Origin of the sequence: Pseudomonas sp. MWU12-3103b (assembly GCF_023100615.1) — a bacterium.
Lineage (GTDB): Bacteria > Pseudomonadota > Gammaproteobacteria > Pseudomonadales > Pseudomonadaceae > Aquipseudomonas > Aquipseudomonas putida_A.
Genome location: NZ_JALMEY010000003.1, coordinates 349,533 through 372,121, shown reverse-complemented (window position 1 = coordinate 372,121; position 22,589 = coordinate 349,533). Strand labels below are relative to the sequence as shown.

Sequence of the window (22,589 nt, the reverse complement as noted above, 5' to 3'; positions counted from 1 at the left end):
GAGAACCAGCCTTGGATTGGCAGACCCTGCTCAACCGCGAACGCCTTGGAAAACCGCTGCACAGCCCACAAGAGCTTGGCCGCAGCCCGTTCCACAAAGACCACGACCGCATCATCTTCTCCGGTGCCTTCCGCCGTCTGGGCCGCAAGACCCAGGTGCATCCGGTGTCGAGTAACGACCACATCCACACCCGCCTGACCCACTCGCTGGAAGTCAGCTGCGTCGGGCGCTCGCTGGGCATGCGCGTCGGTGAAACCTTGCGCAGCGCCCTGCCCGACTGGTGCGACCCGAGCGATCTGGGCATGGTCGTGCAATCGGCCTGCCTGGCCCATGACATCGGCAACCCGCCGTTCGGCCACTCCGGTGAAGATGCGATTCGGCACTGGTTCCAGCAGGCCGCCGGGCGCGGCTGGCTCGACGGCATGAGCGAAGCCGAGCGCGGTGACTTCCTCAATTTCGAAGGTAATGCGCAAGGCTTCCGGGTGCTGACTCAGCTTGAGTACCACCAGTTCGACGGCGGTACCCGCCTCACCTACGCCACCCTCGGCACCTATCTGAAATATCCGTGGACCGCACGTCACGCCGACTCGCTGGGCTACAAGAAACACAAATTCGGCTGCTATCAGAGCGAACTGCCGCTGCTGGAGCAGATCGCCCACAAGCTCGGTCTGCCGCAACTGGAAGACCAGCGCTGGGCGCGCCACCCATTGGTGTACCTGATGGAGGCTGCCGACGACATCTGCTACGCGCTGATCGACCTCGAAGACGGCCTGGAAATGGAGCTGCTGGATTACGCGGAAGTCGAATCGCTGCTGCTCGGTCTGGTGGGAGACGATCTCCCGGAAACCTATCGCCAGCTCGGCCCGCAGGATTCGCGTCGACGCAAACTGGCGATCCTGCGCGGCAAGGCCATCGAGCACCTGACCAACGCCGCTGCCCGGGCATTCGTCGAGCAACAGGATGCGCTGCTGGCCGGCACCCTGCACGGCGACCTGGTGGAACACATGCACGGCCCGGCCAAACGCTGCGTACTCAACGCCAAGGACATCGCCCGCAAGAAAATCTTCCAGGACAAGCGCAAGACGCTGCATGAAATCGGCGCCTACACCACCCTGGAAATCCTCCTCAACGCGTTCTGCGGCGCGGCCCTGGAGCAACATGGCGGCCGCACGCCGTCGTTCAAGAGCCGCCGGATCCTCGATCTGCTGGGCAACAATGCGCCGGATCCCCATGGCCCGCTGCACACCTCGTTCCTGCGCATGATCGACTTCATCGCCGGGATGACCGACAGCTACGCCAGTGACATGGCGCTGGAAATGACCGGGCGTTCCAGCCACTGACAGAAAAAAAGTTGCTCAACCGGGTCAGGCAACTGCCCGGATGAGCGATGCCTCGATTGAACCGGTTCTGTGGTCTCAGGCAAACGGATCGACTGAAAGGTAAATCCGTTTAACAGCCAACTACGCAAACAAAACCTTGTTTATTCAAGGTTCGACAAGCAACTTAAAACATTCAGATAAACAAATCAGCACAACACTTCCTTACGCGACACAGAGTTTGGTCGTAGTCGGTTTCCTTTTAGTGCGTAGGACTTATCCTATATTGCCGCAACAGCCCCGGGAGTTCATGCGACAGCTCATTTATCTGAGCTAAGGTGCGCCCTTTATTCGCGCACGTATGGGATTTGATTATGAACTCCGTTTTTATTGTCGATGATCACCCCGTCATCCGACTTGCCGTTCGAATGCTGCTCGAGCATGAAGGTTACAAGGTCGTCGGCGAAACCGATAACGGGGTCGATGCCATGCAAATGGTCCGCGAATGCATGCCCGACCTGATCATCCTTGATATCAGCATACCCAAACTCGACGGCCTGGAAGTTCTCGCCCGGTTCAACGCCATGGGCACCCCGCTCAAAACCCTGGTACTGACGGCGCAATGCCCGACGCTGTTCGGCATTCGCTGCATGCAGTCCGGTGCATCCGGTTATGTCTGCAAAGAGGAAGACTTGAGTGAACTGGTCAGTGCGATCAAGGCGGTACTTTCCGGTTACAACTATTTCCCCAGCCAGGCATTGAATCCAGTACGCCTCGACGACGTGCGTTATGCCGAACTGGAGTTATTCAAATCCGTCAACGACCGCGAGCTGATGGTCCTGCAATTATTTGCCCAAGGGCGCACCAACAAGGAAATAGCCAAGGGCATGTTTCTCAGTAACAAGACAGTCAGTACCTACAAAAAACGCCTGATGCAAAAACTCAAGGCCAGATCTCTGGTGGAACTGATCGAGATGGCCAAACGCAACGCGCTAGTGTGAGAGCCTGAATGCCCAGTCGTTTAAAGATCTGTCTCGCCCTATGTTGCGTCAGCCTGTGCCTGACTACTCAGGTGCATGCCAGCTTCGTCACCGCGCAAGATTATGTGCTGCGCAGCCGCTCGGGCCACGAAGCGCCATCCGTGTCCCTTGAACCCGCGCAACGGCAATGGCTGGAGAGTCGCCGCGAACTGGTACTGGGCACTTCCGCGCCGGACTATCCGCCGTTCGACATGACCGCCAGCGGTCGTGATTACGAAGGTTTTACCGCCGACTACGCCGGTCTGCTCGAACAGGCTGTCGGGTTGCCAATCCGGGTCCAGCGCTTTGCCTCACGGGAAGCCGCCTTGCAGGCGTTGATTGCAGGTCAGGTCGACATGCTCGGTACGGCCAACGGTTTCGAGGCCAGTAACGCAAATATCCTGCTTTCAACGCCCTACGCCATCGATCAGCCGGTTCTGGTTACCCGCGAAGGCGAGACCCGCTCGCTGACTGAAGGCCTGGCCGGTCTGCGGCTGAGCATGGTCTATCACTATCTGCCCCAGGATGAGGTCAAGGCGCAGTATCCCAAAGCCATCCTGACGTCCTATCCCTCCTATCAAAACGCAATCAACGCGGTGGCTTTCGATCAGGCTGACGTGTTTCTGGGTGACACCATTTCCACCCACTACATGATCAACAAGGGTTATCTGAACAACATTCGCATGGCCAATTTCGGCAAACAGGAAGCCCACGGTTTCAGCTTTGCCGTTCACGCCGACAACCCGCAACTGCTGGCGATCATCAACACCGTGCTGCAAGCCATACCGGCCAGCGAACGGGACAACATCGCCAAGCGCTGGAGCGCCGGCAGCGACATTCTGCTGACCGACCAGAAGCTGCAATTGACCCACCACGAAGAACAGTGGCTCAAACAGCACCCGGTGCTGCGCGTCGTCGTCAACGAGGCGTTCGCGCCGCTGACATTCTTCGACAGCGACGGCAACCTGCGGGGCATCACCGCCGACCTGCTCGAACTGCTGCGCCTGCGCACCGGCCTGCGCTTCGAACTGGTCCGCAGCCGCAGTGATGGTGAAATGATCGAGCAGATCAATCAGCATCGGGCGGATCTGATCGCCGCATTGCTACCCAGCCCCCAACGGGAAAAGACCCTGCAATTCAGCCGTCCCTATCTGGAAAACTCCTTCGTCCTGCTGACGCGCAAATCCGCTGACAGCCCGACACATCCCACCCAGCTCAAGAACCGATACCTGGCGATTGCCCAAGGCAGTCCCATGGCTGATTACCTGCGCCGCGAATTCCCCAACATCCACCTGATCGAAACCTCCGACACTTTCGGTGCCGCAACCTTGCTCGCCGAAGGCAAGGCCGATGGCGCCGTCGCCTCGCTGGTGATTGCCAATTATCTGATTTCGTCGCGGATCTTCGAACATCAGTTGCAGATCACCACCACCCTGGGCACACGTCAGGCGGCCTTCTCGCTGGCCAGCGCCCGTGACAATGCCGAACTGGGCTCGATCCTCGACAAGGCGCTGCTGAGCATCACACCGGAGGAACTGGGGGTCATCAACAGTCGCTGGCGCGGTTTCTCCAATGCGGCTCAAAGCAACTGGCATCACTACAAGCGCCTGTTTTACCAATTGATCGGCGCGGCCTGCCTGCTGCTGTTGCTGTCGCTGTTGTGGAACGCCTACATGCGTCGCCAGATCAAGCAACGCCAGGCCGCCGAACGGGCACTCAACGATCAGTTCGAATTCATGCGTTCACTGGTCAACGGCACCCCTCACCCGATCTACGTGCGCGATCGCCAGGGTCTGCTGCAAAGCTGCAACGACAGCTACCTCGAAGCCTTTAACGCCAAACGCGAAGACGTGATCGGCAAAAGTGTCATGCAGGGCACCCTGAGCAACGCCTTCGAAGCCCAGGCCTACCAGGCGGATTACCAGCGGGTGGTGGCCGAAGGCACGCCTCTGCTGCTCGATCGACCGCTGCACATCGGTGGCCGGCGTTTGACGATCTACCACTGGATCCTGCCGTACCGCGACTCCAGTGGCGATGTGCAAGGGATCATCGGCGGCTGGATCGACATCAGTGAACGTCGCCAATTGTTCGATGAACTGCGCCGGGCCAAGGAACAGGCGGACAACGCCAACCGCGCCAAAAGTACCTTTCTGGCCACCATGAGCCACGAAATCCGCACGCCGATGAATGCCATTATCGGCATGCTCGAACTGACGCTCAAACGCATGAATGATCAGGCTCCGGATCGCTCCTCCATTGAAACCGCCTACTGCTCGGCCAAGGATCTGCTGGGCCTGATCGGCGACATTCTCGATATCGCGCGGATCGAGTCCGGGCACCTGAGCCTGAGCCCCGAACGGGTCAATCTGGTCGAAACAGTGGCGTCGGTGGTCAGGATCTTCGACGGCCTCGCCCGCCAGAAAAACCTCCTCCTGCCGCTGATCATCAATCCGCCCGGGCTGCAGGTCGACGTGGAACTGGATCCGTTGCGCTTCAAGCAGATCCTGTCGAACCTGATCAGCAATGCCATCAAATTCACTGAGTCCGGGCAGGTGCGGATCAATCTGGATGTGCTGCCCAACGGGCCGGGCCAATGCTCGCTCGTTCAGTTGACGATCCAGGACACCGGGGTCGGCATCAGCATCGAAGATCAACAACGCCTGTTCGAGCCGTTCGCCCAGACCGAGAGTGGCCGGCAGCAAGCTCGCAGCGGCGCAGGCCTGGGGCTGGTGATCTGTCGCAACCTGTGTGAAATGATGGGTGGGCAGCTGCAGTTGAGCAGCCAGCCGGGGATCGGCACCCAGGTCTGCCTGTCGCTGCCGCTGCAGACGCTGCCGCGCCAGGTGACCACGGCAAAAACCGAGCCTGTGCTGCAAACCTCTGCACCACTGAACATTCTGGTGGTCGACGATCATCCGGCCAATCGCCTGCTGATGTGCCAGCAACTGGAGTTCCTCGGGCACCGATTCACCCTCGCCGAAGAGGGTCGGAGTGGATTCGAGAAATGGCAGACCGGTGCATTCGACCTGGTTATCGCTGACTGCAACATGCCGTTGATGAACGGCTACGAACTGACCGAGGCGATCCGCCAACAGGAACAACGCACTGGCCGCCCTCCGTGTACCGTGCTGGGCTTCACGGCCAACGCGCAGCCTGAAGAAGTACAGCGCTGCAAACAGGCCGGCATGAATGACTGCCTGTTCAAGCCGTTGAGCCTCAGCGCACTGAGCCACTGGATCAATGGTCTGCAGCCCGCGACGCTTGAACCGGCGTTCAATCTTGACGGGTTGAGTCAGTTGACTGGCGGCAACCCGCTGCAAGTCCGGCGTCTGCTCACGCAATTGCTCAAGAGCAGCCGTCTCGATCGCGAGGAATTATTAGCCCTGGCCCCCTGCAATGATCGTCAGGCAGTGGCGCTGGTCGCCCACAAGATCAAAGGCGCCGCCCGGATCGCCCAGGCCTCGCGTCTGATCGCCTGTTGCGATGCGCTGGAACAGGCCTGCATGCAGACAACGCCCGCACCGACCATCGTGCGCTGCGTCGAGGCCACCGACGCAGCCATGCTCGAACTGGAGCAGGCGTTGCGGCAACAACTGGAACCGTTCGCAGAAAGCACAATGACCGAGCCTTAACTATGCTTGGACGCTGAGCAGTGTGTTTACTTCAATGGAGAGTCAGCAATGCCCAGCCCACTGCGCCCGGATCAACGCCGGTTCCCGTTGCACGTGCACATCAGCGTCATGTTCACCTTTCTGCTGTTGCTCACAGGCGTGGTGCTGGGGCTGTTCAATTATCGCCAGACCACCCGGATCATCCTGTCGAGCAGTGAAAACCTGTTCAATCGCATCGAACAGGACGTGCGCCTGGACCTGCATTCAACCTACGAACCGATCCGGCACCTGCTGAGCCTGCTGGCCGACAATCAGGCGGCCGAGGCGCCGAACCTGCAACAGCGTCTGGCGCTGCTCAAGCCGTTCAGTCAGTCGCTCAAGGACAACACCGACCTCGCCTCGCTGTATCTGGGGTACGGCAACGGCGATTTCTTCATGGTCCGGCCCTTGCGCACCAGCGCGCTGAAAACCCTGCTCAAGGCACCACCAACAGCGGCCTATCAGGTCTGGAGCATCGAGCACGACGCCAGCGGCACCGTATTGTCGCAGTCACTGTTCTTCGACCAGACGCTGACGCCTGTCGGACGCGACACCAATCCCGACGACCGCTACGACCCGCGTACCCGCAACTGGTACAGCAACGCCCTGCAACAGGGCGATCAGATCACCACCGAACCCTATGTATTTTTCTCCACGCACAATGTGGGCACCACCCTGGCCCGACGCAGCAGCGCAACCAGTGTGATCGGTGCCGATCTGACTTTGGAGGCACTCTCGGCCACCTTGACCAAGCATGTGGTCACCCCCTCGACCGAAATCGTGTTGTTCGATGCCGATGGCAATGCCGTGGCCTATCCGGACAGCAGCCGGCTGATCGTCGACGGCAGCAGCGCACGCCTGGCCAAAGCGGCCGACCTTAGTCCGAATCTGCACGCGTTGCTGTCCACCGCCCATCCGGGCAAACGGCTCGATGTCAATGGCCGCCACTGGATCGTCGCCCGCAGCACCCTGCAGGAAGGCGGGCCGAAAGGTTTGCAGATGGCCCTGCTGGTGCCCGAGGACGAACTGCTTGCCGATGCCTACCGCATGCGCTGGCAAGGCGCGCTGATCACCTTGGCGATCTTGCTGCTGTGCCTGCCGCTGGGCTGGCTGATCTCGCGGATTCTGGTCAAACCGTTGCACGCGTTGGTCAAGGAAGCCGACGCGATCCGCAGTTTCGATTTCAACTTTCCGGTCACCCGCCGCTCGCCGGTGCTGGAGGTTGACCAGTTGAGCCTGTCGATGGCGCGCATGAAGGACACGCTCGCCAGTTTCTTCCGCATCACCGACAGCCTCTGCGCCGAAACCCGCTTCGCCCCGCTGCTGCAACGGGTGCTGTTCGAAACGGCGCAGATCGCCCAGGCACAGGCGGGGTTGATCTATCTGCGCGAAAGCGATGGCAACCGGATGGAGCCTTACGGACTGGTTATTGACGGCGCTTCGCAGGAGCCGAGTGAATTCAGCGTGCTCGGCCAGGATCTGCTGGCAGATCAAGGGCCGGCATGGTTCCAGCAACTGATCAACGCTGACAACGTGGTCAGCAGCCTTGGCTTCGAGCAGGCCGGGGACTTGCAGAAAGTCCTGTTGGCCATGCAGTCGCCGCGCATCCACCTGATCGGCATCCGCCTGCGTAATCGGCACAACGAAACCATCGGCCTGTTGCTTCTGCTGATCAACGACAGCGGCAGCGCTCAGGACCTGGAAAAACTGCGCCCGGACCGCATCGCCTTCCTGCAAGCCGTGTCTGGTGCGGCGGCGGTGAGTATCGAAAGTCAGCGCCTGCAAGCGAAGCAGAAACAGTTACTCGATGCGTTCATCCAGTTACTGGCCGGCGCCATCGACGCCAAGAGCCCGTACACCGGTGGCCACTGCCAGCGCGTGCCGGAACTGACCCTGATGCTCGCGCAGGCCGCGGCCGCCAGCCAGGCGCCGGCGTTCCAGAGCTACCAACCGAGCGAAGACGAATGGGAAGCCCTGCACATTGCGGCCTGGCTGCACGATTGCGGCAAAGTCACGACGCCGGAGTATGTCGTCGACAAGGCGACCAAACTGGAAACCCTCAACGATCGCATCCACGAAATCCGCACCCGTTTCGAAGTGCTCAAGCGCGATGCCTGGATCAGTTACTGGCAGGCGATCGCACTGGGCGGCAACGCGGCGCAACTGAGCGAACTGCGTGACGCCACGCTGACGCAACTGGATGACGACTTTGCCTTCGTTGCCCGTTGCAATCTGGGCGGTGAGGCCATGGCGCCCGCCGATCTGCAACGTCTTGAACGCATTGCCGAGCGCCGCTGGATGCGCACCCTCGATGATCGCCTGGGGGTGTCATGGGAGGAAAACCGCCGCCAGGCGCAAACGCCGGCGGCGAATCTGCCAGTCAGCGAGCCACTGCTGGCGGACAAGCCCGAACATCTGATCGAACGCGCCGACAGCGAACTGATTCCGGAAGACAATCCGTGGGGGTTCAAACTGGATGTGCCGCGTTACAAATACAATCGCGGCGAACTGTACAACCTGAGCATTGCCCGGGGCACGCTGACCCGCGAAGAGCGCTACATCATCAATCACCACATGGTGCAGACGATCCTGATGCTCAGCCACCTGCCCTTCCCCGGGCACCTGGACAGCGTTGCGGAAATCGCCGGTGGGCATCACGAAAAGATGGACGGCAGCGGTTATCCCAAACGCCTGAAGCGCGAGGACATGAGCCTGCCGGCACGGATGATGGCGATTGCCGATATTTTCGAGGCACTGACAGCGGCGGATCGACCGTACAAGAAGGCCAAATCCTTGAACGAGGCGCTGGGGATCATGGCCACCATGTCCCGCGAGGCGCACATCGACCCCGAGCTGTTTGCGCTGTTCATCAACGATGGGGTGTACATGCAGTACGCCGCACGGTTTCTCGATCCGCGCCAGATCGATGTGGTGGATCCGGCCAGCCTGCTGCGCAAGGCTGGCCTGAGTGCCTGATCAGCAGTCGGTCAGACGCAGGAAAATCGCCGCCAGTTGCTCGATTCCGGACTGATCGGCGGTGCCGAAACGTGCGAGTTTCGGGCTGTCGAGATCAAGTACGCCGATCAACCGACCGTCCTTGACCAGTGGCACCACCAGCTCGCTGTTGGAGGCGCTGTCGCAAGCGATATGACCGGGGAACGCATGCACGTCTTCAACGCGCTGGGTCTGTCGACTGGCCGCTGCCGCGCCACACACACCGCGACCGAACGGAATGCGCACGCAGGCGATCTGCCCCTGAAACGGGCCAAGCACCAGTTCTTCGTTGCGATTGAGGTAGAAACCGGCCCAGTTCAAATCGTCGAGTTGATTGAACAGGAACGCCGAAAACTGCGCGGCGTTAGCGATGAAATCGCGCTCGTCCGCCAGCAGCGATTCCAGTTGTGCGGCCAACATGCCATAGCCTTCGAGGCCCTGGCCGCTTTGTTGCAAATCAATCATGCCTTGTGCTCCAGCAATTTCAGTCCCACCCAGTAACGGGCGAATTGGTACGCGCAACGTCCGTTGCGATTGCCGCGCCCGGTTGCCCAGCGCACGGCGAGGATGTCGAGCTCTTCGTCGCGCTGCCAGCTCAAGCCGGCCTTGGCGGCCAACTGGCCGATCCAGTGCTCGACGACGTTGAGGAAATGTTCCTGGGTAAACGGATAAAACGACAGCCACAGGCCGAAACGGTCGGACAAGGCGATCTTGTCTTCCACCGCCTCACTCGGATGCAGCTCGCCGTCGACGCGTTTCCAGTTTTCGTTGTCGCTTTCCTTTTCCGGCACCAGATGGCGGCGGTTGGAAGTGGCGTACAGCAGAACGTTGTCCGGGGCCTGTTCGAGCGAGCCGTCGAGCACGCTTTTCAGCACGCGATAATCGCCTTCGCCGGATTCGAACGACAGGTCATCGCAGAACAGCACGAAGCGTTGCGGCAGTTTGCCGATCTGCTCGACCACCCGCGGCAGGTCGGCCAGATGGTCGCGCTCGATTTCGATCAAACGCAGGCCGGCCTTGGCGTGTTCGGCCAGCAGCGCGCGCACCAGCGACGATTTACCGGTGCCGCGCGAGCCCCAGAGCAGCGCATGGTTGGCCGGCATGCCGTCGAGAAACTGTTGAGTGTTGCGGCCCAGTTGTTCTACCTGACGGTCGACACCAATCAAGTCGGACAGGCGCATGTCGAGGCTGACTTCCAGTGGCAGCAAATAGCCGCTGCGCCCGTCACGCTGCCAGCGCGCCGCCAAGCAGGTTTCCCAGTCGATCAGCGGACGCGGCGCCGGCAGCAAAGGTTCGATCCGCGCCAGAACCGACTCGGCGCGTTCAAGAAAAGCATTCAATCGGGAATCCACGTCTTCTCCTCGGGCACGTTCACAGTGATGATGTCGATCCAGCGACGACAGACAGATCTCAATCCCCGTTCAAGCCTTGTTACAAGGCGCTTCGGGAACCTCGGTATCCATACATGATCGACTATGCTTGAGCAGCGAAGGGAAACGGAAGTGGTTCAACACCCCATGGATATCAAATTCACCCACCGGCTGTCATACAAGCAAGCCAGATTCACGGTGCTGGTCGGGTTCGTTCTGGGCACGCTGCTCAGCCTGCTGCAAATCGGCATCGATTATGCCAGTGAAGACGCCTCCATCAACCGTGAAATCCTGTCTTTGCTGGAAATCAGCCACAATCCGGCGTCGCGAATCGCCTACAACATCGATGCGGAACTGGCGCAGGAACTGACCCTGGGCCTGTTGCGTTCGCCGGCGATCATCTCGGCGCAACTGACCGACAACAACGGCAACGTCCTGGCCAACGTCAAGCGCCCGGAGCTGCAAAGCGGTTACCGGGTGATCAGCGACTTCCTGTTCGGTGCCAAGCGCCAGTTCGAAGACCGCCTGTACCTCGATCACCTGCCCGAGGAATCACTGGGCACGCTGAGCCTGGAGGTCGATACCTACGCGTTCGGCAGCCGGTTTCTGCGCCGCGCCGAAGTCACCCTGCTCAACGGCTTTGCCCGCAGCCTGATTCTCACCGGGATCCTGTTGGCGCTGTTCTACGTGATGCTGACCAAGCCACTGGTGCGCCTGATCCGGGAACTCAGCGCGCGTGACGCACGCAGTGCAGAACCGACGACCCTGGAATGTCCGGCCGGCCACGCCAATGACGAGATCGGCGTACTGGTCAAAGTCGCCAACCAGCAGTTCGACAATATCGCCACGGAAATCCAGCAACGGCGCAACGCGGAAAACCGCCTCACCGATTACCTCGGGCAACTGGAGCACATCGTCTCGGCCCGCACCGCCGAGCTCAAGGCCATCAACACCCGGCTCAGCCAGTCCAACGAAGAACTGGAAGTCGCTCGCAGCACCGCACTGGACATGGCCGAAGCGCGCTCGGCATTCCTCGCCAACATGAGCCACGAGATCCGCACCCCGCTCAACGGCCTGCTGGGGATGATCGCCCTGTCCCTCGACGGGCCGCTGAATGCCGAGCAGCAACAGCAACTGTCGATTGCCCATGACTCGGGCAAGGTGCTGGTCGAGCTGCTTAACGATATTCTCGACCTGTCCAAGTTCGATGCCGGGCAACTGGAGCTCGAACACATCCCGTTCGACCTCGGCTCGCTGATCGAGGACACCGCCAACCTGCTGTCGCAGAACGCCGCGCCGAGCGTCGAGCTGACTTGCCTGATCGACCCGCACTTCCCCGCGCTGGTGCTGGGGGATCCGACCCGGGTACGGCAGATCGTCAGCAACCTGCTGTCCAATGCCCTGAAGTTCACCCGCTTCGGCCGGGTCGATGTGCGCCTGTCCGCCCACAAGGACGGGGTGCGCATCGAAGTCTGCGACACCGGCATCGGCATCGCTCAGGATGCCCAGGTGAAAATCTTCCAGCCGTTCACCCAGGCCGGTGCCGGCATCACCCGGCAGTACGGCGGCACCGGTCTCGGTCTGGCGTTGACCTACAACCTGTGCGAGGCCATGCAAGGCCGGCTGACCATCAGTTCCGAGGCCGGTTTCGGCAGTCAGTTCTGTGCCGACCTGCCACTGCCGTGTCACACCCGGGCGGTCATGCCGCCGCCACTGCACGGCAAGGTGCTGGCGATCACCGCGGCCAGCAGCGGCTTGGCAGAACTGCTCAAGACATTGTTGCCAGTGTGGGGGGTGAGCTATGAACAGCGCACCATGGATGACCCGTTGCTGGGCCTGTCACCCGATCTGCTGATCACCGATTGCCCGGAATGCCTGTTCAGTCTGCGCCCGACCATCAGCGCACCGATCCTCGTCGTAACCGCTTATGGCAGTTTCATGCCCGGCGAAGAAGCCGCCGCGCTGGCGCCATTGCAGCAACAAGCCCGACCGCTGGCACGCAACGCGCTGTACCAGATCCTGCGGCGCATTCTGCTGGCCGATGTCACCACGAGCAACGATGCGCGCCTCGAGAGCCAGCCGGTCCGGCGGCGCGGAAAGGTGCTGCTGGTGGAGGACAATCCGGTCAATCAACTGGTGGCCAAAGGCATGCTCGGCAAGCTCGGTTGCGACGTGGTGGTCGCCGCCCACGGTGCCGAGGCGCTGGATCAACTGGAGCACGATGAGTTCGATCTGGTGCTGATGGACTGCAACATGCCGGTGATGGACGGCTACGAAGCGAGCCGGCAGATCCGCCAGAGCGGGCGCTGGCCGCATTTGCCGATCGTCGCGCTGACCGCCAACGCCATGTCCGAGGAACGCGAGCGCTGCCGTGCGGCCGGCATGAGCGATTACCTGGCCAAGCCGTTCCGCCGCGAAGAGCTGGCGGCCCTGCTCGACCAGTGGATGCCGGCTACGTCAGCGCTTTGATCTGCCCCAGCAAGTGATCGAGGCCATTGCGCAAATCGTTGAGCCGATCAAGATCCACCCCGCTGTCGCACAACAATCGGGCCTTGAGCGGCCCGACCTGCTCGCGCAGCGCTTGGCCTTGCGCGGTCAGGCTCAGATGCACTTCACGCTCGTCGCGCGCCGAACGCTGGCGCTGCACCCACTGCAATTGTTCAAGCCGCTTGAGCAACGGCGTCAGGGTGCCGGAGTCCAGCGCCAGGCGCTCGCCCAACGCCTTGACCGTCGGTTGCTCCGGTGCACTGTCCTGCCACTCCCACAGCACCAGCATCGCCAGGTACTGCGGGTAGGTCAGGCCGAGTTGATCGAGCATCGGCTTGTAAGCGCGAATCACCGCCCGGGACGCGGCGTACAACTTGAAGCACAACTGACTGTCGAGCTTCAGCGAATCGTCGGGCAGGCTGTTCATTTGAGCAGGGCTTCGATCTCGCCGCTGATGTCCTGCGGCTTGGTGGTCGGGGCGAAACGCTTGACCAGTTGCCCATCCTTGCCGATCAGGAACTTGGTGAAGTTCCACTTGATGCCTTCGGAGCCGAGCAAACCCGGAGCGCGCTTTTTCAACTGCACGAACAGCGGATGCGCATCAGACCCGTTGACGTCGATCTTCTTGAACAGCGGGAAGCTCACGCCGTAATTCAGCTCACAGAACTCGCTGATCGCGCCCTCGTTACCCGGCTCCTGCTTGCCGAACTGATTGCACGGGAATCCCAATACCACCAGGCCCTGATCCTTGTAGGTCTGCCACAGCTCTTCCAGGCCTTTGTATTGAGGGGTGAAGCCGCATTTGCTGGCGGTGTTGACCACCAACACCGCTTTGCCGGCAAAATCGGCCAGGGTCTTTTGCTCACCCTTGATGGTGGTGACGGGGATATTCAGCAGGTTGTCGCTCATGAGACGGCTCCACGGGTTATCGGGAAAGGCCAAACATAGCGAGCAATTAAATTGTGTGCAATTTAATTATCCGAATGGCGACCCGCAGGTCGCCTGTCCGCTTACTCGCGCGGCTCGAGATTCAGGCACACCGAGTTGATGCAATAACGCAGGCCGGTCGGTGGCGGGCCATCGGGGAACACGTGGCCCAGATGCGCGTCGCAGCGGGCGCATTTGACCTCGGTGCGGATCATGCCGTGGCTGGTATCGCGAATCTCGGTCATGGCGCTTTTGCCGATCGGCGCGTAGAAGCTCGGCCAGCCGCAGCCGGAATCGAATTTGGTCGTGGAGTCGAACAGCGGCTCATTGCAGCAGACGCAGTGATAGACACCGTCGGTTTTGGTGTCGTTGTATTTGCCGGAAAACGGCCGTTCGGTCGCACTGAGACGGCACACGTTGTACTGCTCGGGGTCGAGCATCGCCCGCCATTCTTCCAGGGTTTTTTGCAACTTTTCCATCATCACACCTCAGCGGCTGAAAAAGCCCGATCTGTACCTTTTCCACGGATCGGGTGGCACGTATGATTGCGCCTCGTCACACGCCAGTCTGGCAGCCAGACCGGGCGCATTCAAACGGATTCTCGGCGCCATGGCGCAAGACTCCGCCTGTGCGAAGACGCAGGAATCCCAGTACGGTTGGCCATCCGCCGTCTGGATCGTTCAATTTCGGGATCACATCGCCATGCAGTTCAGCAAATCGAACAAGCTCGCCAACGTCTGCTACGACATTCGCGGCCCGGTGCTCAAGCACGCCAAACGTCTGGAGGAGGAAGGCCAGCGCATCCTCAAGCTGAACATCGGCAACCCGGCGCCGTTTGGTTTCGAAGCGCCGGACGAAATTCTTCAGGATGTGATCCGCAACCTGCCGACCGCCCAAGGCTACAGCGACTCAAAAGGCCTGTTCAGCGCCCGTAAGGCGGTGATGCAGTACTACCAGCAGAAGAATGTCGAAGGTGTCGGCATCGAAGACATCTACCTGGGCAACGGCGTGTCCGAGCTGATCGTGATGTCGTTGCAGGCGCTGCTCAACAACGGTGACGAAGTGCTGGTGCCGGCACCGGACTACCCGCTGTGGACCGCCGCCGTGAGCCTGGCCGGCGGTAACGCCGTGCACTACCTGTGCGACGAGGGCGCCGACTGGTTCCCTGATCTGGCCGACATCAAGGCCAAGATCACCCCGAACACCAAAGCCATGGTGATCATCAACCCGAACAACCCGACTGGCGCGGTGTATTCGAAGGAAGTGCTGCTGGGCATGCTGGAAATCGCCCGCGCGCACAACCTGGTGGTGTTTTCCGACGAGATCTACGACAAGATCCTTTACGACGACGCCGTGCACATCTGCACCGCTTCGCTGGCGCCGGACCTGCTGTGCCTGACCTTCAACGGTCTGTCGAAATCCTACCGCGTGGCGGGTTTCCGCTCCGGCTGGATCGCCATCTCCGGGCCGAAACATAATGCCCAGAGCTACATCGAAGGCATCGACATGCTGGCCAACATGCGCCTGTGTGCCAACGTCCCGAGTCAGCATGCGATCCAGACCGCCCTCGGCGGTTATCAGAGCATCAACGATCTGGTTCTGCCGCAGGGCCGCCTGCTGGAGCAGCGCAACCGTACCTGGGAGCTGCTCAACGACATTCCGGGCGTCAGCTGCGTCAAGCCGATGGGCGCGCTGTATGCGTTCCCGCGGATCGACCCGAAAGTCTGCCCGATCCACAACGACGAGAAATTCGTCCTCGACCTGCTGCTCTCCGAGAAGCTGCTGGTGGTGCAAGGCACGGCCTTCAACTGGCCGTGGCCGGATCACTTCCGCGTGGTAACCCTGCCCCGCGTCGACGATCTCGAGATGGCCATCGGCCGCATCGGCAACTTCCTCAAGTCCTACCGCCAGTAACCGGTCAACGGTGCGCAACGGCCCGAACGTTGCGCACTGTCTGATTCAGCAACACTTCTGCTCTCCCCGCCTCGCTGCGCCTTCTACACTTGCGATTCATAGGGCCCACCCGCCTCTGGCGCAGTGGCGGCGGGTAGCGGCTGGCTGTCATCCCTTTCGGTTTTGGCCGTGGGCAATGACCTGCAGACTCGGGAATCCGCTGTAGGACACAGTTTGAAATAGTCACTCGGTTGAATCACCCGGTGCCGCACCTTATATACCCCGCAGTACGCTACATCTTTAGCTTGAGGAGATTTCTACAACCATGATGCGCATCCTGCTGTTTTTGGCCACTAACCTGGCGGTCGTGCTGATAGCCAGCATCACCCTGAGCCTGTTCGGCTTCAACGGGTTCATGGCGGCCAACGGGGTTGATCTCAACCTCAGTCAGCTGCTGGTTTTCTGTGCGGTCTTTGGTTTCGCCGGTTCGCTGTTCTCGCTGTTCATCTCCAAGTGGATGGCGAAGATGAGCACCAGCACCCAGATCATCAGCCAGCCACGTACCCGGCATGAGCAATGGCTGCTGCAAACCGTCGAGCAACTGTCCCGCGAAGCCGGGATCAAGATGCCCGAAGTCGGTATTTTCCCGGCCTACGAAGCAAACGCCTTCGCCACCGGCTGGAACAAGAACGACGCGCTGGTCGCGGTCAGTCAGGGCCTGCTCGAACGTTTTTCGCCAGATGAAGTGAAAGCCGTTCTGGCCCACGAAATCGGTCACGTGGCCAACGGTGACATGGTCACCCTGGCACTGATCCAGGGCGTGGTGAACACCTTCGTGATGTTCTTCGCGCGGATCATCGGCAACTTCGTCGACAAGGTGATTTTCAAGAACGAAGAAGGCCAGGGCATCGCCTACTACGTGGCGACGATCTTCGCCGAACTGGTACTGGGCATTCTCGCCAGCGCCATCGTCATGTGGTTCTCGCGCAAACGCGAATTCCGTGCCGATGAAGCCGGCGCACGTCTGGCCGGTACCAATGCGATGATCGGTGCATTGCAACGCCTGCGCGCCGAACAGGGCCTGCCGGTGCACATGCCGGACACCCTGAACGCCTTCGGCATCAACGGCGGCATCAAACAGGGCTTTGCCCGCATGTTCATGAGCCACCCGCCGCTGGAAGAGCGTATCGACGCGCTGCGTCGTCGCGGTTGATCGGTTTGGCGCAGTAACGAAAAGGCCCGCAGCGATGCGGGCCTTTTTTTGTGCGCGGGATTATGGGTTGCCTGTTCTGGCCTCTTCGGGAGCAAGCCCCCTCCCACAGTGTTTTCTGGTGTATTCGAGATTGCTATAACACCGACGCTCCCTGTGGGAGCGGGCTTGCTCGCGAAGAGGCCGTTAATGCCGATACAAAACTATCGGCCAGAAACCCGATACACCCGCTCCTCCAGCCGCGTTACCCCCGCCTGCAAGAACCTGACACTCTCCGCCAGCACATCCTGCTCCTCAAGCACCTGCACCTGCCAGACTTCGCCCAGCAAGCGCTGCACCTCATCATCGCTCACCGCAAACGGTGGCCCGGACATCTGCGCTTGATCGTAATCCAGGGTGATCAACAACCCTTGCACACTTTGCGGCAGGATCTGCTGCAAATGCGCCGCATAACGCTCACGCATCGGAGCCGGCAAGGCAATCAGCGCTGCCCGGTCGTACAACGCAGCACAGTCCGCTACATCGTCTGCCGTCAGCGCAAAGAAATCACCGCACCACAACTCGATGGAATCGGCGCGATAGACCTTGAACGGCCCCTTGGCACTGACCTGCGGCTTTACCTGATGCTCACTGAAAAAATCCTCGACGGCCTTCAGCGACAGCTCGACTCCGAGCACCAGATGCCCGCGCCCGGCCAGCCACAGCAGATCCAGGCTTTTCCCGCACAGCGGCACCAGCACCCGGGTCTGGGCCGGGATCGCCAGTTGCGCCCAGTGCCGCTGCAGATACGGGTTCACCTCAGGCAAATGAAAGCCGATCTGATTGGATTCCCACTTCTTGTGCCAAAACTCAGGCTGCATGCATCACCCCAAAAAATTCGATCAAAAGGCGTTAAAACTTATATTAGATTTAGATCAATGATCTGACTGAAGATGAGGCCATCTTACCGCTCAGGAACCTTTCCATGTTTCCCAGCCTGTTTATCTCCCACGGCTCACCGATGCTGGCCCTGGAACCCGGTGCCAGTGGCCCGGCGCTGGCGCGTCTGGCGGCCGAACTGCCGCGGCCTAAAGCCATCGTGATCGTCTCTGCCCACTGGGAAAGCCAGGAACTGCTGGTCAGCAGCAATCCTCGTCCGGAAACCTGGCATGACTTCGGCGGCTTCCCGCGTGCCCTTTTCGAAGTGCAGTACCCGGCACCGGGCAATCCGCAACTGGCAGCCGAAGTGGCTGAATTGCTTGACGCCGCGCATCTGCCGGCACGCCTCGATCCGCAACGACCGTTCGATCACGGCGTCTGGGTGCCGCTGTCGCTGATGTACCCGCAGGCGGATATTCCGGTGGTGCAGGTGTCGCTGCCGAGTCGCGGCGGCCCGGTGTTGCAAACCCGTGTCGGACAAGCGCTGGCGAGTCTGCGCGAGCAGGGCATTCTGCTGATCGGCTCCGGCAGCATCACCCACAACCTGCGCGAACTGGACTGGCACGCCGGCCCGGAAAGCGTCGAGCCGTGGGCACGGGACTTCCGTGACTGGATGATCGACAAGCTGGCGGCCGACGATGAGGCGGCACTGCATGATTATCGTCAGCAGGCGCCCAATGCGGTGCGCAGCCATCCGAGTGATGAGCATTTGCTGCCGCTGTATTTTGCCCGTGGTGCGGGAGGTGAGTTCCGCGTAGCGCATAAAGGCTTCACGATGGGTGCACTGGGTATGGATATCTATCGCTTCGGCTGACGTCATCGCTGGCAAGCCAGCTCCCACAGGGTTGTGGAGCGAGGCAAAAAGCAGGCAAAAAAAATCCCCGAACCAGTCGGGGATTTTTCATGTTCGATCAATCAGCCCAAGGGCGGATCAATCTTCGCGGTAGCGACGCAGTTTCAGCTGCTTGCCAGCGACGCGAGTGTCCTTCAGCTTGGTCAGGAGTTTGTCCAGACCATCTTCCGGCAGCTCGACGAGGCTGAAGCTGTCACGCACCTGGATGCGACCGATCGCTTCGCGGGCCAGACCACCTTCGTTGAGGATGGCGCCCAGCAGGTTCTTGGCGGCGATACCGTCACGCGCACCCAGCGCGGTACGGCAACGGGCACGACCTTCGCCCAGCGGCATTGGCGCGCGACGCTCGCGGTCACCACGCTCAGGACGATCACCGGAACGCTCAGGACGGTCGCCACGCGGTGCATTGTTCGGCACCAGTGGGCGTTCCTTCTCGATCGCCGCCAGGTTCAGCGCTTGACCGTTGGTCGCCTTGCGCAGCAGAGCTGCAGCCAGGGCACGCGGGGTGCAACCGATGTCAGCGGTCAGGCGATCCAGCAGTTCGCCGTGAGTCGACTCAGCATCAGCGACCAGCGGCGACAGGCTGTTGGTCAGTTTCTTGATGCGTGCATCGAGAACAGCCTGAGCGTCCGGCAGACGCACTTCGGCAACCTTCTGACCGGTGACACGCTCGATCACTTGCAGCATGCGGCGCTCACGTGGAGTCACCAGCAGCAGTGCGCGACCTTCGCGACCGGCACGGCCGGTACGGCCGATACGGTGCACGTAGGATTCCGGGTCGTACGGCATGTCCACGTTGAATACGTGGGTGATGCGCGGAACGTCCAGACCACGGGCAGCTACGTCGGTCGCGACAACGATGTCCAGGCGGCCATCTTTCAGCGAGTCGATGACGCGTTCACGCTGGTTCTGGGCGATGTCACCGTTCAGCGCAGCGGCCTTGTAGCCTTTGGCGTCGAGGGCACTGGCCAGATCCAGGGTCGCTTGCTTGGTGCGCACGAACATGATCAGCGCGTCGAAGTCTTCCACTTCCAGCAAGCTGAGAACGGCGGAGGTCTTCTGGTCAGCGTGAACCAACAGGTGAGCCTGCTCGATCGCGGTAACGGTCTGGGTCTTGCTCTGGATCTTCACGTGCTTCGGATCGCGCAGGTGGCGCTCGGCGATGGCACGGATCGACTGCGGCAGGGTTGCCGAGAACAATACGGTCTGACGGGTTTCCGGCATGGCCTTGAAGATCACTTCCAGGTCGTCCATGAAACCGAGTTTGAGCATTTCGTCTGCTTCGTCCAGAACCAGGTGGTTCACGGTAGCGAGGACTTTTTCGTCGCGACGCAGGTGGTCGCACAGACGGCCCGGAGTGGCGACAACGATCTGTGCGCCATTACGGATTGCTTTCAATTGTGGGCCCATCGGCGCGCCGCCGTAGACAGCCACAACAGTTACGCCCGGCATTTGCTTGGCGTAAGTTTCGAAAGCGGTTGCAACTTGTAGCGCCAACTCACGAGTTGGGGCCAGGATCAGAGCTTGCGGCTCGCGCTTGGACGGATCAATGCGGTGCAGGATAGGCAGGGCAAAGGCAGCGGTTTTACCGGTACCGGTTTGCGCCTGACCAATCATATCGTGACCGGCGAGGATGATCGGGATCGACTGCTGCTGAATGGCCGAAGGCTCTTCATAGCCGGTAGCGACTACTGCAGCGACAATATTGGGATGAAGTTCAAGAGCGGCGAAGCCGCCGATTTCCTGGGTCATGGGTCTGCCTCTAAGTGCATCCGCAAAGACCCATGCTCCAAAGCTGCACATGCCGTGTTGAGACTCAAGAGTCGCCCTGGCAGCTTTGTCGGCGGGGATTTGCGAAAACGTATGAATGAAAAAGAATCGTCAAGGAAGAGCCCGCAGTGCGGACATGCAGCCGAAGCTGACTTCGGGGAATTGCGCTACCTAAACGCGGCCCGGTTAAAGGCCGGCGCGCACTATACCGGAATTTGCCCGAAAAGGGAGCTTTTTTTATCGCCTGAATCGGTGTGTCACCGCTGTGTAACGGGGTTTTGCGGATAATCGTGCAAAGGTCTATTTTGCAAAGGCCCGGCCCTTCGGGTGATGACGCTTAAACGATTCACCGATGTGCGGCATACCGTCGCTGCACCCGCCCTTCCCGCCCGAGGATTTCTCCATGAATCAGCCCTGCCCCGGCCGCGTCAGCCGTGAACGTCGAGGTCATATCCACTTGATCGGCCTCGACCGGGCCGCCAAACGCAACGCCTTCGACCTCGATCTGCTCAATGACTTGAGCCTGGCCTACGGCGAGTTCGAGGCCGACAGCGAGGCGCGGGTGGCGGTGGTGTTCGGGCATGGCGAACACTTTACCGCCGGTCTGGATCTGCTCAACGCCAGCGCCGCCCTCGCCGAAGGCTGGCAGGTTCCGACCGGTGGTTGCGACCCATGGGGTGTTTTCGTTGGTCCACGGGTCAGCAAACCGGTCATTGTCGCCGCGCAGGGCTACTGCCTGACCATCGGTATCGAGTTGATGCTGGCCGCGGATATCAACCTGTGCGCGAGTAATACCCGCTTCGCGCAAATGGAAGTGCAGCGGGGGATATTTCCGTTTGGGGGCGCGACATTGCGCTTTCACCAGGTGGCCGGTTGGGGCAACGCGATGCGCTGGTTGCTGACCGGCGATGAGTTTGATGCCCACGATGCGTTGCGTCTGGGTTTGGTGCAGGAAGTGATGGCCAGTGAGGATCTGTTGCCGCGGGCGATCGAACTGGCCGAACGGATTGCCCGGCAGGCACCGTTGGGGGTGCAGGCGACGCTGATGTCGGCGCGCCAGGCGCGGTATGAAGGCGAGACGGCGGCGGCGCAGGGACTGCCGGCGCTGGTGAAGAAGTTGCTGGGGAGTGAGGATGCCAAGGAGGGGGTGAGGTCGCTGGTTGAGCGGCGCCCTGGAATCTTCAAAGGGATCTGAGAAAACGGGTGCTCTTCAGGCCCTCTTCGCGAGCAAGCCCGCTCCCACATTTGGAATGCATTTCAAGTGTGGGAGCGGGCTTGCTCGCGAAGGGGCCATCACTGACCACTCAAGTCGCCGGGCGAATCGCCTTGATCAACGACTGCAACGAATACCCCAGCCGTGGCGCCAGCACTTCGGCGCGGGCGGTCAGCGCCTGCATGTCCAGCTCCTGATCGAGATCCGCCGGCACAATCAGAATCACATTGCCCTCCTTCACCGGCAGCTCCCAGTAATGCCGGTGATAGAGCCCGCGCAACAACGCCGCGCCCAACGGTTTGCCGTCATCGGTGGCCCACTGGTTGATCACCAGCCAGCCGCCCGGGTTCAGACGCTTCTGACAGTCGCCGAGAAAACTCCAGGCCAGGTGCCCGACACCCGGGCCGACATCGGTGTACAGATCGACAAAGATCAGATCCGCAGGCTCGGCCGTCGGTAGCAGTTCCAGCGCATCGCCGACCCGAATGTACAAGCGCGGATCGTCATCCAGCCCCAGGTACTCGATCGCCAGACGCGGCACGTCCGGGCGCAGTTCGATGGCTTCGACGTCTTCCAGCGGCAGGAACTTGAGGCAGGCCTGGGTCAGCGTGCCGGCACCGAGGCCGAGAAACAGCGCGCTCTCCGGTTGCTCATGGCACAACGCGCCAATCAGCATCGCCCGGGTGTAGTCATATTCGAGCCAGCTCGGATCGGCGGTGAACACGCAGCTCTGCTCGATGGCATCGCCAAATTCCAGAAAGCGGTAATCGGCCACTTCCAGCACGCGAATCACGCCGAACTCATCCTGTACCTCGGCGAGCAACAGCTCGACGCGCTCCTCAGTCATTTCGTCTCCTGATGGTCACCGGGCGCGGTGACGCGATGGCACCGCTGCGGCGCCGTGGCAAAGCGGCGATTGTCGGTGATGGGGCGGGAGCAGGTCACGCACTAATTGCTGCTACCATGGGC

At 60.8% G+C, this 22,589-nt stretch carries 17 protein-coding genes; 9 read left to right on the top strand and 8 right to left on the bottom strand.

What is annotated here, in order from left to right; all coding sequences use genetic code 11:
* The first annotated feature begins 11 nt into the window (after positions 1-11).
* From M0808_RS07790 to M0808_RS07775, 4 genes are all read left to right on the top strand, one after another.
* Positions 12-1,340 (top strand): deoxyguanosinetriphosphate triphosphohydrolase, encoded by a 1,329-nt coding sequence (locus tag M0808_RS07790; RefSeq protein ID WP_247840577.1) that lies wholly within the window; start codon positions 12-14, stop codon positions 1,338-1,340.
* 350 nt (positions 1,341-1,690) lie between these two features.
* Positions 1,691-2,317 (top strand): response regulator transcription factor, encoded by a 627-nt coding sequence (locus M0808_RS07785; RefSeq protein ID WP_027613428.1) that lies wholly within the window; start codon positions 1,691-1,693, stop codon positions 2,315-2,317.
* 8 nt (positions 2,318-2,325) lie between these two features.
* Positions 2,326-5,967 (top strand): transporter substrate-binding domain-containing protein, encoded by a 3,642-nt coding sequence (locus M0808_RS07780; RefSeq protein ID WP_247840574.1) that lies wholly within the window; start codon positions 2,326-2,328, stop codon positions 5,965-5,967.
* A gap of 48 nt (positions 5,968-6,015) precedes the next feature.
* A complete protein-coding gene (locus M0808_RS07775) occupies positions 6,016-8,961 on the top strand; it encodes an HD domain-containing phosphohydrolase (protein ID WP_247840572.1) in 2,946 nt (981 codons plus the stop codon).
* On the opposite strand, the gene M0808_RS07770 is transcribed toward M0808_RS07775, so the two are convergent.
* The gene (locus M0808_RS07770; RefSeq protein WP_027613431.1) at positions 8,962-9,444 is read right to left on the bottom strand and encodes a GAF domain-containing protein; all 483 of its coding nucleotides are present in this window, start codon (positions 9,442-9,444) and stop codon (positions 8,962-8,964) included. It lies immediately after the preceding gene.
* Positions 9,441-10,331 (bottom strand): ATP-binding protein, encoded by an 891-nt coding sequence (locus tag M0808_RS07765; protein ID WP_247840570.1) that lies wholly within the window; start codon positions 10,329-10,331, stop codon positions 9,441-9,443. Before M0808_RS07765 ends, M0808_RS07770 begins: the two co-directional genes overlap by 4 nt.
* Before the next feature lie 165 nt (positions 10,332-10,496).
* Between M0808_RS07765 and M0808_RS07760 the strand changes: the two genes are divergently transcribed.
* Positions 10,497-12,818, top strand: coding sequence for a response regulator (locus M0808_RS07760; protein WP_135296285.1), 2,322 nt, complete (start codon positions 10,497-10,499; stop codon positions 12,816-12,818).
* On the opposite strand, the gene M0808_RS07755 is transcribed toward M0808_RS07760, so the two are convergent.
* The 3 genes from M0808_RS07755 to msrB all read right to left on the bottom strand — a co-directional run bounded on the left by M0808_RS07755 (position 12,802) and on the right by msrB (position 14,242).
* Positions 12,802-13,263: a MarR family transcriptional regulator gene (locus tag M0808_RS07755; RefSeq protein WP_027613434.1), complete on the bottom strand. Its 462-nt coding sequence runs from the start codon at positions 13,261-13,263 to the stop codon at positions 12,802-12,804. The two genes, M0808_RS07760 and M0808_RS07755, sit on opposite strands and share 17 nt — an antisense overlap.
* Positions 13,260-13,745: a glutathione peroxidase gene (locus M0808_RS07750; RefSeq protein WP_027613435.1), complete on the bottom strand. Its 486-nt coding sequence runs from the start codon at positions 13,743-13,745 to the stop codon at positions 13,260-13,262. Before M0808_RS07750 ends, M0808_RS07755 begins: the two co-directional genes overlap by 4 nt.
* Before the next feature lie 101 nt (positions 13,746-13,846).
* Entirely contained in the window at positions 13,847-14,242 is a 396-nt protein-coding gene (gene msrB, locus M0808_RS07745; RefSeq protein WP_247840568.1) for a peptide-methionine (R)-S-oxide reductase MsrB, read from the bottom strand.
* Positions 14,243-14,465: 223 nt separating this feature from the next.
* Between msrB and M0808_RS07740 the strand changes: the two genes are divergently transcribed.
* Positions 14,466-15,677 (top strand): pyridoxal phosphate-dependent aminotransferase, encoded by a 1,212-nt coding sequence (locus tag M0808_RS07740; RefSeq protein ID WP_003226761.1) that lies wholly within the window; start codon positions 14,466-14,468, stop codon positions 15,675-15,677.
* 304 nt (positions 15,678-15,981) lie between these two features.
* Positions 15,982-16,869 (top strand): protease HtpX, encoded by an 888-nt coding sequence (gene htpX / locus M0808_RS07735; RefSeq protein WP_007964827.1) that lies wholly within the window; start codon positions 15,982-15,984, stop codon positions 16,867-16,869.
* 200 nt (positions 16,870-17,069) lie between these two features.
* Here htpX and M0808_RS07730 read toward each other — a convergent pair whose 3' ends face one another.
* A complete protein-coding gene (locus M0808_RS07730) occupies positions 17,070-17,726 on the bottom strand; it encodes a thiopurine S-methyltransferase (RefSeq protein ID WP_247840566.1) in 657 nt (218 codons plus the stop codon).
* A gap of 104 nt (positions 17,727-17,830) precedes the next feature.
* Between M0808_RS07730 and M0808_RS07725 the strand changes: the two genes are divergently transcribed.
* Complete coding sequence (locus M0808_RS07725) at positions 17,831-18,598, top strand: class III extradiol ring-cleavage dioxygenase (RefSeq protein WP_097088299.1); 768 nt, start codon at positions 17,831-17,833, stop codon at positions 18,596-18,598.
* 117 nt (positions 18,599-18,715) lie between these two features.
* Here M0808_RS07725 and M0808_RS07720 read toward each other — a convergent pair whose 3' ends face one another.
* Positions 18,716-20,389: a DEAD/DEAH box helicase gene (locus M0808_RS07720; RefSeq protein WP_027613439.1), complete on the bottom strand. Its 1,674-nt coding sequence runs from the start codon at positions 20,387-20,389 to the stop codon at positions 18,716-18,718.
* A 421-nt stretch (positions 20,390-20,810) separates the two neighbouring features.
* Between M0808_RS07720 and M0808_RS07715 the strand changes: the two genes are divergently transcribed.
* Positions 20,811-21,602, top strand: coding sequence for a crotonase/enoyl-CoA hydratase family protein (locus M0808_RS07715; RefSeq protein WP_210558371.1), 792 nt, complete (start codon positions 20,811-20,813; stop codon positions 21,600-21,602).
* 109 nt (positions 21,603-21,711) lie between these two features.
* Here the strand turns inward: M0808_RS07715 and M0808_RS07710 are convergent, their stop codons facing one another.
* Positions 21,712-22,467: a spermidine synthase gene (locus M0808_RS07710; RefSeq protein ID WP_027613441.1), complete on the bottom strand. Its 756-nt coding sequence runs from the start codon at positions 22,465-22,467 to the stop codon at positions 21,712-21,714.
* Between the last annotated feature and the right edge of the window lie 122 nt (positions 22,468-22,589).

Bases quoted from the DNA above. Each gene is read 5' to 3' on its own strand.
- M0808_RS07780 (WP_247840574.1), top strand. From the start codon at position 2,326: ATGCCCAGTCGTTTAAAGATCTGTCTCGCCCTATGTTGCGTCAGCCTG.
- M0808_RS07755 (WP_027613434.1), bottom strand. From the start codon at position 13,263: ATGAACAGCCTGCCCGACGATTCGCTGAAGCTCGACAGTCAGTTGTGC.
- msrB (WP_247840568.1), bottom strand. From the start codon at position 14,242: ATGGAAAAGTTGCAAAAAACCCTGGAAGAATGGCGGGCGATGCTCGAC.
- M0808_RS07750 (WP_027613435.1), bottom strand. From the start codon at position 13,745: ATGAGCGACAACCTGCTGAATATCCCCGTCACCACCATCAAGGGTGAG.
- M0808_RS07770 (WP_027613431.1), bottom strand. From the start codon at position 9,444: ATGATTGATTTGCAACAAAGCGGCCAGGGCCTCGAAGGCTATGGCATG.
- M0808_RS07715 (WP_210558371.1), top strand. From the start codon at position 20,811: ATGAATCAGCCCTGCCCCGGCCGCGTCAGCCGTGAACGTCGAGGTCAT.
- M0808_RS07785 (WP_027613428.1), top strand. From the start codon at position 1,691: ATGAACTCCGTTTTTATTGTCGATGATCACCCCGTCATCCGACTTGCC.
- M0808_RS07740 (WP_003226761.1), top strand. From the start codon at position 14,466: ATGCAGTTCAGCAAATCGAACAAGCTCGCCAACGTCTGCTACGACATT.
- M0808_RS07775 (WP_247840572.1), top strand. From the start codon at position 6,016: ATGCCCAGCCCACTGCGCCCGGATCAACGCCGGTTCCCGTTGCACGTG.
- M0808_RS07710 (WP_027613441.1), bottom strand. From the start codon at position 22,467: ATGACTGAGGAGCGCGTCGAGCTGTTGCTCGCCGAGGTACAGGATGAG.
- M0808_RS07725 (WP_097088299.1), top strand. From the start codon at position 17,831: ATGTTTCCCAGCCTGTTTATCTCCCACGGCTCACCGATGCTGGCCCTG.
- M0808_RS07730 (WP_247840566.1), bottom strand. From the start codon at position 17,726: ATGCAGCCTGAGTTTTGGCACAAGAAGTGGGAATCCAATCAGATCGGC.
- htpX (WP_007964827.1), top strand. From the start codon at position 15,982: ATGATGCGCATCCTGCTGTTTTTGGCCACTAACCTGGCGGTCGTGCTG.
- M0808_RS07760 (WP_135296285.1), top strand. From the start codon at position 10,497: ATGGATATCAAATTCACCCACCGGCTGTCATACAAGCAAGCCAGATTC.
- M0808_RS07720 (WP_027613439.1), bottom strand. From the start codon at position 20,389: ATGACCCAGGAAATCGGCGGCTTCGCCGCTCTTGAACTTCATCCCAAT.